Genomic DNA, 13692 nt, shown 5'->3' with positions numbered 1-13692 from the left:
ATAGCCTGATCCGCATGACAGCCCTCGATGCCGATCGTTCGACGATCACCCAGGCCTACCTTTACGGTTTCCCGCTCGTGTTCAACCTCGATCAGGTCACGCGCTACACGACCACCGGGGTCGGCGCCAACCCCGCCGCCCGGTTCAACACCTTCAGCCACGCTCGGACGCTCGCAGGGCCGGCAGACACGTTCGTCACGATCAACAACGACACGCTGTATTCGATGGCGCAGGTCGACCTCAGTGTCGGCCCGGTCGAGCTGCAGGTCCCTGACACTGCTGGCCGCTATTACGTCCTCCAGTTCGTCGACGCATGGACGAACAACTTCGCCTACGTCGGACATCGCGCGACCGGAACGGGCGCGGGGAGGTTCCTCCTCGTCCCGCCGTCTTGGACCGGCGACGCCGGAGATACGGTCGTGATCCGATTCCCGACGACGATCGCCTCGATAGTCGGACGCTGGGCAGTGAGCGGTGATCACGAGCTCCCCGAAGTACACGCACTCCAGGACGCCACGACGCTGACGCCGCGAGATCCTGATGCCGTTCCTGCAGGCCTCGCCGTCCCGGATCCCGACGTGCCGGGGAGCGCGCTCTTCCTCGAGAAGCTCCGCGTCTGGTCGCAGCAGTTCCCACCCGCACAGCGTGATCGTCCGTTGCAGGACTCGCTCGCCTCGACGGGGATCGCCGTGCGGGGCGCATCACCCTATGCGTCGATGCCGCTCTCCGACGCCGCGCGCCTGGTCGGCGACATGGATGCCGCCAAGGAGACCCTCCATACGATCCTGACGCACGGCTCCAGCCCGGAAGAGAACGGGTGGAAGCTCACCTTCCACGCCTTCGACTACAACCTCGACTACTTCGAGGTCGGTGCCCTGGATGACGACCGCTTCAAGATGACCGACCCCGAACTGCGAATCGCCGAACGCGCAGCTGCCGCACTCGGCGGTCTATGGGGCAACCACCCCTACGAAGCGGCGTACATCATGACGTACGTCGACGACCGCGGAGAACAGCTCACCGGTGCCCGGACATACACGCTGCGTCTGGACCCCGAGCCGCCCGTGTCCGCCTTCTGGTCGTTGACGATGTACTCCGTTCCGGAGTTCTACCTGGTGGAGAATCCCATCGCGCGGTACTCCATCGGCGACAGGACCCCGGGCCTGGTCCGCGATGCGGAAGGCGCTCTCACCATCACGATCAGCCATGAACGACCCGAAGATGCGACGGCGGCGGCCAACTGGCTTCCCGCACCGGCCGGAGACTTCCGGCCGGTGATGCGGATGTACGAACCCGACCCTGCCGTTCTCGACCGCCGATACACGGTCCCCGCGATCAATCGGGTGGTGGGGTGAGTCCGCGCACGCCGATCAGGCTGTGCCGACACCGAACACGAGGCCGAGCACGTACGTGATGGCGGCGGCGCCGAAGCCGATTGCGAGCTGACGGAGGGCGCGGCGCAGGGGCGGGCCGCCCGAGAGCACGCCCACCATCGCGCCCGTGCTCAGCAGCGCGATGCCGACCAGAATCAAGGCGACGATGATCGCCGTCGTGCCCTGGAGGCCGAAGATCCAGGGCAGGACCGGAATGATCGCTCCGGAGGCGAACAGCAGGAAGCTCGAGATCGCCGCCGTCCAGTCGCTCCCGACGATCTCGTGATCGTCTCCGGACTGGATGTTCACCGGACCCGTTGCCGCGCGGCTGACCCCCGCCTGCGCAGCCGAGACGATCCGTCGCGCGCGCGACAGCGACTCCTCCTGGTCCATGCCGCGCGCCCGATACACGAGCGCGAGTTCGTTCTCGTCGATGTCGAGATCGCCGGCAGCGGCATGGGCGTCCTCATTCGCCTCGGTCGCCGCGAGCAACTCGCGCTGCGAACGCACCGACACGAACTCCCCCGCACCCATCGACAGCGCGCCCGCCAGCAGTCCTGCGATGCCGCTGAAGAGGACGAAGCCGGAACTGACCCCGGTCGCGCCGATGCCGAGCACCAGCGCGAGGTTGCTCACGAGGCCGTCGTTGGCACCGAACACGGCAGCGCGGAACGATCCGGACAGGCGCCTGCGTCCCCGCGCAGCGAGTCCGCGGACGACCTCGTAGTGCACCTTCTCGTCCGCGCGCATCGCGGGAGTCGCATACTGCTCGGAGTCGTAGGGCGAACGAGCCTCGGCACTCTGGGCGAGCGCGAGCACGAAGATCGACCCGAAGCGGCCCGCCATCCAGCCGAGCAACCGCGATCGGACGCCGGCACGCGGCAGCCGTGCGGGCTCTGCCCCGAGAAGGTCGAGCCAGTGCTGCTCATGGCGGCGTTCGGCGTCTGCAAGCCTCAGGAGGATCTCACGTTCCTCCCCCGAGCGGCGCGCCGCGAGTCTCTGGTACACGGCGCCTTCGGCGCGCTCCTCGACCAGGTAGCGCGCCCAGCGCCGGCGATCGGCGGGGGTCGGGTCGGCGGCAGCGGGGGCTGTCATGGATCCTCCAGATGTGACGGTGCCCGGTGCGCGGGCAACCGTTCAACGCTAGCCGTGGAGTCTCGACGACACCCCGCTCAGACGCGGATTGACAGCATTTCGGGGATCCGAAGCAGCGCTCCGGAGCGGAGCCGTCGAGGTCGGATCAGGAGCGCACGCGCTTGCGCAGGACTTCGATGCGCGACTGCAGCTGCGTCACGGTCGCCTGCGCCACTGCCGGTCCTCCGCAGATGCGCCGGAGCTCGGCATGCACCGCGCCGTGCGGCTCACCCCTCTGCCGGGCGTAGAGCCCCACCAGACTGTTCAAGAGCTGCCGCTGCTCCTTGAGCGTGCGATGGAGGGGCGGAGGAAGAGTCGTCGTCTCGGTCGGACCGGCAGAGGCCTCGCGCACCTCTCGCAGCCGCGACTGTCGGGTCTGGCGCTGCATGAGCAGCTCGTGCACGTGCTCGGGCTCGAGGAGGCCGGGGAAACCGATGAACTCCTCCTCCTCGGGGGTGCCGGGCTCGGCCAGCTGTCCGAACTCCTGGCCTTCGAAGACGACGCGGTCGAAGTGCGCGACCGAGGAGAGCGCCTGGTAGCTGAACTCCTGCGTCAGGGCATCCGAGGTCTCCTCTTCGCGGTTGGCACTCTCGAGCAGGGAATCGTCGAGTCCGTCTTCTTCCTTCGACTGCCGGTCGAGCGCATGGTCGCGCTGCTTGTCCATCTCGTTCGCCAGGCCCATGAGCACGGGCACCTGCGGCAGGAACACGCTGGCGGCCTCGCCACGACGACGGGCCCGCACGAATCGGCCGATCGCCTGGGCGAAGAAGAGTGGAGTGGAGGACGACGTGGCATACACGCCGACGGCGAGACGCGGCACGTCGACACCCTCTGACACCATGCGGACCGCGACCATCCAGCGGGAGTCGTTCGCGCTGAACTTCTCGATCCGCTCGGAAGCGGTCGCGTCATCGGAGAGCACGATCGTCGGCTGCTGCCCGGTGATGCTGTGCAGGATCTTGGCGTACGCCCGTGCCACCGTCTGATCGGTGGCGAGCACGAGGCCACCCGCATCCGGCACATGGTGGCGGATCTCGGTGAGGCGGCGATCTGCGGCCGACAGCACGGCCGGCATCCACTCGCCTTCGGGATCGAGCGCCGTGCGCCAGGCCTGGGACGTCACATCCTTCGTGTTGTCCTGCCCGAGGTGCGTCTCGAGTTCGTCGCCGGTGGTGGTGCGCCAGCGCATCTTGCCCGCGTACATGTGGAAGAGCACGGGACGCACGACCCCGTCGGCCAGGGCTCGACCGTAGCCGTAGTTGTAATCGGTGCGCGATACGCGAGCCCCGGATTCGTCGGGGTGGTACTCCACGAACGGGATCGGCGCCGTATCGCTGCGGAACGGCGTTCCCGACAGCAGCAGGCGCCGCTTCGCGGGGCCGTAGGCGTCGCGGATGGCGTCACCCCAGCTCAGGGCATCTCCCCCATGGTGGACCTCGTCGAGCACCACGAGGGTTTTGGCATCCTCCGTCAGATGCCGATGCACGGACGACTTTGCAGCCACCTGCGCGTAGGTGACGACGGCGCCGTGGTAGTGACGTGCGGGCGCCCAGTCGCTGTTGCGGAATCGCGGGTCGAGCCGGATGTGCACGCGCGCCGCGGCATCCGCCCACTGCGTCTTGAGGTGCTCGGTCGGCGCCACCACGATGATGCGGTTCACCTCGCCGATGCGCATGAGTTCGACGGCGAGGGTGAGGGCGAAGGTGGTCTTGCCTGCGCCAGGGGTCGCCGCGACGAGGAAGTCTCGCTGATCGGCTTCGAAGTACTGTTCCAGCGCCTCCTGTTGCCAGGCGCGCAGCTTGCTTGCGGTTCCCCAAGGGGCACGCTGGGGAAAGGACGGAGAGAGCATCGAGTCCACGATAATCGGTGCTGCGGACACTGTCGCACGTGCCTCACTTCTCGCGCGCGCCCCTCCCTCGGGCCGGCGCGTGCAGGTAGGCTCGGTCACTGCGCTGCGGCCACCGCCGCCTGGGCAGACGTTCGCGAAGGAGAGCTGGATGACCGACCAGGATTCGACTCGGACCCCGTACATGCCCAACGAGACCGCTCACCCGTGGCGACGCTTCGTCGCCGTCGGAGACTCGTTCACGGAGGGCATCGGCGACCCGGATCCGGCGCACCCCGGCAGCCACCGCGGCTGGGCCGACCGGGTGGCAGAGGTGCTCGCCGCCCAGGTGGACGACTTCGCCTACGCGAATCTCGCCGTCCGCGGGAAGCTCATCGCGCAGATCGTCGCCGACCAGATCGAACCGGCCGTCGCGCTGCGTCCCGACCTCGTCTCGATCTGCGCCGGGGGAAACGACGTGATCCGCCCGGGCACCGACCCCGACGCCATCGCGAGTCAGCTCGAGGATGCCGTGGCACGCCTCGCGTCCACTGGAGCGGCCGTCCTCCTGTTCACCGGCATCGACACGGGTTTCACTCCGGTGTTCCGCGCCTTCCGCGGAAAGGTCGCCATCTACAACGAGAACGTCCGGGCGATCGCGGAGCGTCACGACTGCATCGTCGCGGATCAGTGGGCCCTCAAGGTCGTCCAGGACATGCGGTTCTTCGACGACGATCGGCTGCACTTCAACGCCCTCGGCCACCACGAGGTCGCACGCATGGCGCTCCGCGCCCTGAACGTCCCGAACGACCTCGAGGCCATGCAGCCCGAGCCGTACCCGCTGCGGACCTGGCGCGAGGCGCGATCGGAAGACCTCGGATGGGCCCGCGAGCACTTGATGCCCTGGGTTCTGCGTCGGCTGCGCCATCAGTCGTCGGGCGACAACCTGGCCGCAAAGCGTCCTGATCCCTCGCCGGTCATCTTCCCGGAGCGCGACTGAAGCTTCTCAGCCCTTCACCGCCCACAGCGCCACGGCTGCTGCGGAGGCGACGTTCAGCGAGTCGACCCCGCCGGACATCGGGATCGTGACGACGGTGTCGGCGCTGTCGATCACCGTGCGGGAGAGACCGTCGCCCTCCGAGCCCATGACGAGGGCGACGCGCTCGGGGCGGTCGGCGACGTAGGCGTCGAGTGTCACCGCATCGTCGCGCAGCGCCAGTGCCGCGATGTCGAAACGCGCGGCATGAAGGTCTGCGACGGCAGCATCCCAATCGGTGATCCGCGTCCACGGGACCTGGAAGACCGTCCCCATGCTCACGCGCACGCTGCGCCGATACAGCGGATCGGCACCACCCGGCGACACCAGAACGGCATCGGCGCCGAGACCGGCCGCCGCACGGAACGCGGCACCGACGTTCGTGTGATCGCCGATGTTCTCGAGGATCAGAACGACAGAGGCGCCGTCGATTACGTCTCGAACCGTCGGCAGCTCCGGGCGGTGCATCGACGCGATCGTTCCACGGTGTACGGCGAAGCCGGTCACCGATTCCGCCACATCGTCCGGGACGACGTACACGGGCACGTCGAGATCGCCGACGATTCCACGGATGTCTTCGACACGGCGCTCCTGCACCAGCACAGAGCGCGGACGATGCCCGGCTGCCACCGCACGGGCGATGACCTTCGTCGACTCCGCGATGTACAGCCCGCCCGCCGGTTCGCGGATGGTGCGCAGCGCGGTGTCGGTGAGCCCGCGGTAGTCGTCGAGGCGCGGATCGTCGGCATCGGTCACAGGCACCAGTCGCATGCGTCCCACTCTGCCACTGCTCGTACCTCCGCTCCGACGGCTCCCGGGCGCTGCACACGGCCTGCGCCACGAGGCCGGTCCCCGCTCCACGCCGTAGACTCGCTCGAGGAGGTCCTGTGAGCGTCTCGAACACCGCCGAGCTGTCGGCCGCCATCTCCCACGCCGCCGAGTTGCTGCGTGGCAGACGCATCGCCCTCTTGACCGGCGCCGGCATCTCCACCGACTCGGGCATACCCGCGTATCGCGGAGAGGGTGCCAGAACCCGCAGCGACCCGATGACGATCCAGACGTACCTGGGCGACGAGGCGGCGCGACGACGCTACTGGGTCGGCGGCCACCTCGGCTGGCGTGCGTTCGCGCGCGCGGAACCCAACGCAGGACACCTCGCTCTCGCACAGCTCGAGGCCGCGGGGAACGTCTCGGGCGTCATCACCCAGAACGTCGACGGGCTCCATCTGCGCGCCGGGAGCTCGCATGTGATCGAAGTGCACGGCACGATGCGTCGCGTCTTCTGCCTGCAGTGCGGTCAGGTCTTCGACCGCCGCGACATCGCGGTGCAGATCGAGGAGCAGAACCCCTGGATCACCATTCCGGAGAACGTGGCGCTCGGTCCCGACGGCGATGTCCTCCCCGAATCCACCGAGGGATTCATCGTGCCGGTGTGCACGGTGTGCGGCGGAATGCTGAAACCCGACGTCGTCTTCTTCGGCGAGTACGTCCCGCTGGACCGGTTCCGCGCCGCGGAGTCGCTGCTGCGCTCCAGCTCCGCCCTCATCGTCGCCGGCTCCTCACTGGTCGTGAACTCGGGCGTGCGGCTGGTCGAGCGCGCCAGACGCCGTAACATCCCTCTGATCATCGTCAACCGCGAGCCGACGCGTGCGGATGCCTGGGCTGATGTCACCATCGCCGCCGGCACCAGCGACGTGCTCCCCGCACTTCAGGAACTGCTCTCGTGACCCACCTCACCCTCATCCGCCATGGCCAGACCGATTGGAACCTCGCTCGACGAATCCAGGGCTCGACCGACATCCCGTTGAACGAGACCGGGCGAGAAGATGCGCGGAGGGCGGCCGAGAGCCTCGCCGCCAGCACGCATCACGCGGTCTACACCAGTCCGCTGCTGCGCGCCAAGGAGACGGCCGAGATCATCGCCGACCGACTCGGACTCGAGGTCTTCGGCGTGGTGCCCGACATCCGGGAACGCGAGTTCGGCGACGGCGAGGGCTTGCTCGTCGAGGACTACATCTCGACGTACGGCGACTGGCACGCCGAGGTGCCGGGGGCGGAGTCCCTGGAGCAGGTCGGCGAGCGTGCCATCGCTGCGCTCCACGCGATCGCCCGCGAAGCGCGACGTCGCTCGGCCCCGCAGGCGGAATCGGTCCTCGTGGTGGCACACGGCGGCGTAATCCGCGCCGTGATCGATCACGTCTCCGGTGGGACGCTCCCCCGCGACGGCGAGGTCCTGCGCAACGGGTCCGCACACCGCTTCGTCGCGGCGCCCGGCTACCTGCGACTCCTCGAGGAGTCGCCGGTCGTCTGATCAGCTGACGCGGGAGACGACCGATCGCGCGTGCCGGAGCACCGGTTCGTCGATCATGCGCCCCTCGAAGCGGAACACGCCGCGCTCCGTGGCCGCCGCCGCGAGCACCGCCCGCGCCCAGGCCACCGCATGGTCGTCCGGCCGATACGCGGCCCTGATCGCCGTCACCTGGTTCGGATGGATGCAGGCCGTGGCTTGGAACCCCGAGGCGGCGGCGTCCATCGCCTCGCGCTGCAGCCCCTCGGCGTCGTCGATGTCGATGTGCACGGCGTCGATGGCCGCTTTGCCGTGCGCGCCGGACTCGAGGAGGACACGAGCACGGGCGTACCGGGCGATATCGCGATAGCCACCCTCCGTATTCCGTGATGAGGTTCCGCCGAGAGAGGCCACGAGATCCTCTGCGCCCCACATCATCGCGGTCACCCGGGGGTGCGCGGCGATCCGGTCGGCCGCATGGATGCCGCGTGCGGTCTCGCACAGCGCGATCAGCGAGTACCGCTGGTCGAACGCATCGAGGCTCTCGGCGCTCTCTGTCTTCGCCACCATCACCGTGTGGAAGTCGGTCGCGGCGAGTGCGTCGAGATCGGCCGTGAACGCTTCGGTGCCTGGCGCGTTCACGCGCACGATGACCCGCGCGGCGTCGATGTCTGCATCGATCACATTTCGGCGCGCCACGGCCTTCCCCTCCGGGAGGACGGCATCTTCGAGGTCGAGGATGATCGCGTCCGACCGGTCCAGCGCCTTGCGGAAGCGCTCCGGTCGATCGGCGGGGCAGAACAGAAGGGCCGGCCCGAGAGCGAAAGTCACTTGTCGCGTCCTTCCCGGAGGCAGTGGACGAGGACGGACCGCACCGCGGTCGCCACAACCGTGTCGTCTTGATTGCGTCCGGTGTGAGCGATCTTCACGATGCCTTGGCCCGGGCGTGAGGAGGACAGCCGCTTGTCGACGATGACGCTCTCGGTATAAAGGGTGTCGCCGGCGAACAGCGGGTGCGGGAAGACGATGTCGCCGAACCCGAGCTGTGCGACCAGTGTGCCCTGCGTCAGCTGCGCGACAGAGACGCCGACCATCGTCGACAGCGTCCACATCGAATTCATCAGCCGCGCACGGAACGGGTCCTGCGCATCGGCGAACGCGGCGTCGAGGTGCAGCGCCTGCGTGTTCATGGTGAGCGTCGTGAACAGCACGTTGTCGGCCTCGGTCGCCGTGCGGCCTGGGCGGTGCAGGTAACGGGCATCGACCATGAACTCCTCGTAATACAGACCCCTCTGGAGGATGTCGTGCGTGGTCACTTCGACTCCGTTCGTCGCTCGGTACGGCGCATGGGGCCACGCTACCCGGCGAGTCCGAGTCCGCGCGCGATGACCAGCAGCTGGACCTCGGTGGTGCCCTCGCCGATCTCGAGGATCTTCGAGTCGCGGTAGTGGCGAGCGACCGGGAATTCGTTCATGAAGCCGTTGCCCCCGAAGATCTGGGTGGCGTCTCTGGCGTTGTCCATCGCTGCCTCCCCGCCCACCAGCTTGGCGATCGCTGCAGCCTCCGCGAACGGCTTCCCCGCATCCCGCAGCCGCGCCGCGTGATGCCAGGCGAGCCGTGCGGTGTGAACACGCGCCCGCATGCGGGCCAGGGTGAACTGCGCATTCTGGCGTGTGCTCAGCGCCGCCCCGAAGATCGTCCGGCTCTTTGCATACTCGACGGCGGCCTCCAGACAGCCCTCGGCCGCTCCGGTCGAGAGCGCGGCGATCGCGATGCGGCCTTCGTCGAGGATGCTGAGGAAGCTCCGGAAACCGCTCCCCCGCTCCCCCAACAGGTTCGCGGCAGGAACCCTCGCCCCCTCGAACGTCAGGGGGTGGGTGTCGGAGGCGTTCCAACCGACCTTGTCGTAGGGGGCCTCGACCGTGAAACCGGGTGTGCCGTTCGGGACGATGATCGTGGAGATCTCCTTGCGCCCGTTCTCGTTCCCGGTCACGGCGGTCACCGTGACGAAGCAGGTGATCGGGGTGCCCGAGTTGGTGATGAACTGCTTGGAGCCGTCGATGACCCACTCGTCGCCCTCGAGGCGTGCGGTGGTCCTGGTCGCGCCGGCGTCACTGCCGGCTTCCGGTTCGGTGAGGCCGAAGCCCGCCAGCGCCCGCCCCGCGAGCAGATCGGGAAGGAACTCCTGCCGCTGCTCTTCGGTACCGAAGCGGTAGATCGGCATGGCACCGAGGCTCACCCCGGCTTCGAGTGTGATGGCGATCGACTGGTCCACCCGCCCCAGGGCCTCGATCGCGATGCCGAGCGCCATGTAGTCACCGCCCTGACCGCCGTACTCCTCGGGGAACGGCAGACCGAACAGGCCGAGATCGCCCATCTGCGAGACGACGTCCATCGACAGTGTGTGCGTGCGGTCGGCCTCATACGACTGCGGCGCGACCACCGTGTCCGCGAACTCCCGCACCATCGCGGCGAGCTCGCGCTCCTCCTCGGACAGGTCTTCCATGTTCAACTCTCCTCCGTCGTCACGCGGGCGACCGGTTGGTCACGCCGCACCTGATCGCCCACCGCGACCAGCAGGTGCACCACGCCATCGCGGGGTGCCAGCACCTGGTGCTCCATCTTCATCGCCTCGATCGCGACGAGTGGGTCGCCGGCCGAGACCGCATCCCCGTTCGCAACCAGCACGGCAACGACGCTGCCCGGCATGGGCGCTCGCCCCTCAGGCTCGGTCCTCGCCGATCCTGCTTCGCGCTGAGCGAGACGATGAAGCGTCCTGTGCCGCCTGTCGAGCGGGCGCAGACGCACCGTGCGGCCTCTCTCCGACACCCAGACCGCGCCATCGGCGTCCATCTCGGCATGCACCACCCCGTGCGGGGCGGGCCCTTCCCCGGCGCCGAGTTCAACCTCTTCGTCGTCATCCGTGAGGGCCACGAACGTCGCCTCCGGTACGGCCGCGGCACCCAGCCTCCAGCCTGGACGCTCCCGCCACAGCGCGGTGGTCCGCAGCGGTTCCCCTGCTCCGGTGGCCGACACCTTCCTCGCCGCAGCCAACTGGGCGCGCGACGGGCGTTCCGCTTTCCAGGGCAGCAGCGTCTCGATGAGTCCGGTGTCGAGATCACCCGCGACCACTCTCTCGTGTCGGCACAGGGTCCGCAGGAAGGCGATGTTCGTGTCGACGCCCAAGACCACCATGCGTGCGAGTGCCTCATCGAGGCGCGCGAGGGCGGCTTCACGATCATCGGCGAACGAGACGACCTTCGCGATCATCGGGTCGTAGAAACCGGTGACCTCGATCCCCGTCTCGATCGCCGAATCCACGCGCACTCCGGGCGGCGGGTCGAACAGGAGGACCGTACCCGTGGAGGGCAGAAAGCCGCGCTCGGGTGACTCGGCGTACACGCGCGCTTCGACCGCATGGCCGCGCAACCGCGGCGTGACGTCCAGCGGAAGCCCGTCGGCCACTCGCAGTTGGAGCGAGACGAGATCCAGCCCGGTGACCTCCTCGGTGACGGGATGCTCCACCTGGAGTCGCGTGTTCATCTCGATAAAGAAGACCTCGTCCGGCGCGTCGGCGTCGATGAGGAACTCGACCGTGCCGGCGCCGACGTACTCGACGCTCTCCGCTGCCAGAACGGCCGCCTCGAGCAGCCGCTCCCTCGTGTGCGCGGGAATGCCCGCCGACGGCGCCTCCTCGATGACCTTCTGATGGCGACGCTGCAGCGTGCACTCGCGCTCGCCGAGGGCGATGACCGTGCCGTGGGCATCGCCGAAGACCTGCACCTCGATGTGCCGTGGTCGACGGATCAGACGCTCGAGGATGAGCGAGTCATCTCCGAAAGCCGCAGACGCCACCCGACGAGCCGAGGCGAGCGCTCCGCGCAGCCCCGCGGGATCGGTCACGACCTCCATGCCCTTTCCCCCACCGCCCGCGCTGGGCTTGACGAGCAACGGGTAGCCGACGTTCTCCGCCTCCTCGGCGATCTCGTGGTCGGACAGGCCTTTGGCGTCGAAGCCCGGGACGACCGGAACTCCGTGGCGTAGCACATGCTCGCGGGCGCGGGCCTTGTCTCCCATGATCTGCAGAGCATCGACGGAGGGGCCGATGAAGACGATGCCGCTCTCGGCGCAGGCCTCGGCGAGGCCGACGCTCTCGGAGAGGAACCCGTAGCCGGGATGGATCGCCTGTGCACCGGTGCTGCGGGCGGCGGCGATCACCGCATCGATGTCGAGGTAGGACTCGACGGCAGGAGCAGGACCGATCCGTACGGCCAGATCCGCTTCGCGGACGTGAGGTGCCGACGCATCCGCGTCGCTGTACACGGCGACGCTGCGGATCCCGAGGGTGCGGAGAGTGCGGATGACTCGACGGGCGATCTCGCCACGATTGGCGACGAGGACGGTGTGGAAGGAAACGGTCGGTGATGACATGGCACTCACATCCGGAAGACGCCGAAGCGCGGTTCGGGCAGCGGACTGCGGGCGACGACGTCGAGCGCGAGCCCGAGCAGGTCGCGGGTCTGCGCGGGATCAACGATGCCGTCGTCCCACAGCCGTGCCGTGGCGTAATAGGGCTCGCCCTGGCGCTCGTACTGCTCGCGGATGGGTGCTTCGAACTCGCCACGCTCCTCGGTGCTCCACGACTCGCCACGCGCGGACAACTGGTCTTCCTTGACCGTGGCGAGGACGGATGCCGCCTGTGTTCCGCCCATCACGGAGATGCGGCTCGCCGGCCAGGTCCAGAGGAATCGCGGCGAGTACGCCCGTCCGCACATCGAGTAGTTGCCGGCGCCGAACGAGCCCCCGATGATGACGGTGAGTTTCGGCACCCTCGTGCTCGCCACGGCCGTGACCATCTTCGCGCCGTCCTTGGCGATTCCACCCGCCTCGGCATCGGAGCCCACCATGAACCCCGTGATGTTCTGCAGGAACAACAGGGGGATCCCGCGCTGATCGCACAGTTCGATGAAGTGCGCTCCCTTGAGTGCGGATTCGCTGAACAGCACGCCATTGTTCGCGACGATGCCCACGGGGTGCCCGTGGAGTCGGGCGAATCCCGTGACCAGCGTGGTGCCGTACTCAGGCTTGAACTCGAGGAACGTGTCACCGTCGATGAGGCGCGAGATGACCTCGTGCACGTCGTACGCGGCGTTCACGTCGACGGGAACGGCGTCGTACAGACTCGACAGCTCGGATGGCTGGCGGCTGCTCAGAACCTCCCATGCGGGTGCCGCAGGAGCGGGAAGAGTGGCGACGATGTCGCGCAGGATCTCGAGCGCGTGCTCGTCGTCTTCCGCAAGATGGTCAACGACACCGCTCCGGCGTGCGTGCAGCTCTCCCCCGCCCAGTTCTTCGGCGGTCACGACCTCGCCGATCGCTGCTTTCACCAGCGGCGGCCCGCCGAGGAAGATCGTTCCCTGACCGCGCACGATGACCGTCTCGTCGCTCATCGCGGGCACGTACGCGCCGCCGGCGGTGCAGGATCCGAGTACCGCCGCCAGCTGAGGAATCCCCTCGGCCGACATCCGCGCCTGATTGAAGAAGATCCGCCCGAAATGCTCGCGATCGGGGAACACCTCATCCTGCTTCGGGAGGAATGCGCCTCCCGAATCGACCAGGTACAGACACGGCAGCCTGTTCTCGAGAGCGATCTCCTGTGCGCGCAGGTGCTTCTTGACCGTGAGCGGGAAGTATGTGCCGCCCTTGACCGTCGCGTCATTGCAGATCACCATGACGTGGCGGCCGTGCACGAGGCCGATACCGGCGATGACTCCGGCACCGGGAGCCTCGCCTCCGTACAGGCCGTCGGCTGCGAGCGGGGCGACCTCGAGAAACGGGCTGCCCTCGTCGAGAACCCGCGCGACCCGATCTCGCGGCAACAGCTTGCCCCGAGACACATGGCGTTCACGGGATGCGGCCGGTCCCCCGCGGGCGGCGACCGTGAGGCGCTCCCGCAGCTCCTGCGCCAGGGACTCCTGCGTTGCGGGCATCGTGATGTCCTCCTCGACTCACGTCCGCGCGGGCGACGCCCTGGCGC

12 protein-coding genes are annotated in these 13692 nt (G+C 68.3%); 4 read left to right on the top strand and 8 right to left on the bottom strand.

Features of this window, described 5'->3' with window-relative positions; translation table 11 throughout:
- Window positions 1–14 precede the first annotated feature (14 nt).
- The gene (locus HCX50_RS07255) at window positions 15–1355 is read left to right on the top strand and encodes a DUF1254 domain-containing protein (RefSeq protein WP_091036288.1); all 1341 of its coding nucleotides are present in this window, start codon (window positions 15–17) and stop codon (window positions 1353–1355) included.
- Window positions 1356–1370: 15 nt separating this feature from the next.
- Here HCX50_RS07255 and HCX50_RS07250 read toward each other — a convergent pair whose 3' ends face one another.
- Together HCX50_RS07250 and HCX50_RS07245 are read right to left on the bottom strand one after the other, a co-directional pair.
- On the bottom strand, window positions 1371–2468 hold the full coding sequence (locus HCX50_RS07250; RefSeq protein ID WP_091036285.1) for a VIT1/CCC1 transporter family protein: 1098 nt from the start codon (window positions 2466–2468) through the stop codon (window positions 1371–1373).
- Window positions 2469–2613: 145 nt separating this feature from the next.
- Window positions 2614–4356, bottom strand: a complete 1743-nt coding sequence (locus tag HCX50_RS07245) for a DEAD/DEAH box helicase (RefSeq protein ID WP_091037598.1) — start codon at window positions 4354–4356, stop codon at window positions 2614–2616.
- A gap of 148 nt (window positions 4357–4504) precedes the next feature.
- On the opposite strand from HCX50_RS07245, the gene HCX50_RS07240 reads away from it, so the two are divergent.
- On the top strand, window positions 4505–5332 hold the full coding sequence (locus HCX50_RS07240; protein ID WP_167633482.1) for an SGNH/GDSL hydrolase family protein: 828 nt from the start codon (window positions 4505–4507) through the stop codon (window positions 5330–5332).
- A 6-nt stretch (window positions 5333–5338) separates the two neighbouring features.
- Here HCX50_RS07240 and HCX50_RS07235 read toward each other — a convergent pair whose 3' ends face one another.
- Entirely contained in the window at window positions 5339–6139 is an 801-nt protein-coding gene (locus tag HCX50_RS07235) for a TrmH family RNA methyltransferase (RefSeq protein WP_167633480.1), read from the bottom strand.
- A gap of 116 nt (window positions 6140–6255) precedes the next feature.
- Between HCX50_RS07235 and HCX50_RS07230 the strand changes: the two genes are divergently transcribed.
- Together HCX50_RS07230 and HCX50_RS07225 are read left to right on the top strand one after the other, a co-directional pair.
- Window positions 6256–7095: a Sir2 family NAD-dependent protein deacetylase gene (locus tag HCX50_RS07230; RefSeq protein ID WP_091036275.1), complete on the top strand. Its 840-nt coding sequence runs from the start codon at window positions 6256–6258 to the stop codon at window positions 7093–7095.
- On the top strand, window positions 7092–7679 hold the full coding sequence (locus tag HCX50_RS07225; protein ID WP_167633479.1) for a histidine phosphatase family protein: 588 nt from the start codon (window positions 7092–7094) through the stop codon (window positions 7677–7679). The genes HCX50_RS07230 and HCX50_RS07225 overlap by 4 nt, the downstream gene beginning before the upstream one ends.
- On the opposite strand, the gene HCX50_RS07220 is transcribed toward HCX50_RS07225, so the two are convergent.
- Genes HCX50_RS07220 through HCX50_RS07200 form a run of 5 tightly spaced genes read right to left on the bottom strand, consistent with a single transcriptional unit; the run spans window position 7680 to window position 13645 of the window.
- Window positions 7680–8486: an aldolase/citrate lyase family protein gene (locus HCX50_RS07220; RefSeq protein ID WP_167633477.1), complete on the bottom strand. Its 807-nt coding sequence runs from the start codon at window positions 8484–8486 to the stop codon at window positions 7680–7682. It abuts the gene before it with no gap.
- A complete protein-coding gene (locus HCX50_RS07215; RefSeq protein ID WP_167633475.1) occupies window positions 8483–8971 on the bottom strand; it encodes a MaoC/PaaZ C-terminal domain-containing protein in 489 nt (162 codons plus the stop codon). Before HCX50_RS07215 ends, HCX50_RS07220 begins: the two co-directional genes overlap by 4 nt.
- 41 nt (window positions 8972–9012) lie before the next feature.
- Complete coding sequence (locus tag HCX50_RS07210; protein WP_167633473.1) at window positions 9013–10161, bottom strand: acyl-CoA dehydrogenase family protein; 1149 nt, start codon at window positions 10159–10161, stop codon at window positions 9013–9015.
- Window positions 10162–10163: 2 nt separating this feature from the next.
- Entirely contained in the window at window positions 10164–12086 is a 1923-nt protein-coding gene (locus HCX50_RS07205) for an acetyl/propionyl/methylcrotonyl-CoA carboxylase subunit alpha (RefSeq protein ID WP_091036263.1), read from the bottom strand.
- 5 nt (window positions 12087–12091) lie between these two features.
- A complete protein-coding gene (locus tag HCX50_RS07200) occupies window positions 12092–13645 on the bottom strand; it encodes a carboxyl transferase domain-containing protein (protein WP_167633471.1) in 1554 nt (517 codons plus the stop codon).
- Between the last annotated feature and the right edge of the window lie 47 nt (window positions 13646–13692).

Source organism: Microbacterium sp. B19(2022) (assembly GCF_012030385.1).
GTDB lineage: Bacteria > Actinomycetota > Actinomycetes > Actinomycetales > Microbacteriaceae > Microbacterium > Microbacterium oxydans_B.
Note: the sequence above shows the minus strand (reverse complement) of the source record. Positions and strands in the feature narration are given on the sequence as shown.

Bases quoted from the DNA above. Each gene is read 5' to 3' on its own strand.
- HCX50_RS07200 (WP_167633471.1), bottom strand. From the start codon at position 13,645: ATGCCCGCAACGCAGGAGTCCCTGGCGCAGGAGCTGCGGGAGCGCCTC.
- HCX50_RS07245 (WP_091037598.1), bottom strand. From the start codon at position 4,356: ATGCTCTCTCCGTCCTTTCCCCAGCGTGCCCCTTGGGGAACCGCAAGC.
- HCX50_RS07235 (WP_167633480.1), bottom strand. From the start codon at position 6,139: ATGCGACTGGTGCCTGTGACCGATGCCGACGATCCGCGCCTCGACGAC.
- HCX50_RS07205 (WP_091036263.1), bottom strand. From the start codon at position 12,086: ATGTCATCACCGACCGTTTCCTTCCACACCGTCCTCGTCGCCAATCGT.
- HCX50_RS07240 (WP_167633482.1), top strand. From the start codon at position 4,505: ATGACCGACCAGGATTCGACTCGGACCCCGTACATGCCCAACGAGACC.
- HCX50_RS07255 (WP_091036288.1), top strand. From the start codon at position 15: ATGACAGCCCTCGATGCCGATCGTTCGACGATCACCCAGGCCTACCTT.
- HCX50_RS07250 (WP_091036285.1), bottom strand. From the start codon at position 2,468: ATGACAGCCCCCGCTGCCGCCGACCCGACCCCCGCCGATCGCCGGCGC.
- HCX50_RS07210 (WP_167633473.1), bottom strand. From the start codon at position 10,161: ATGGAAGACCTGTCCGAGGAGGAGCGCGAGCTCGCCGCGATGGTGCGG.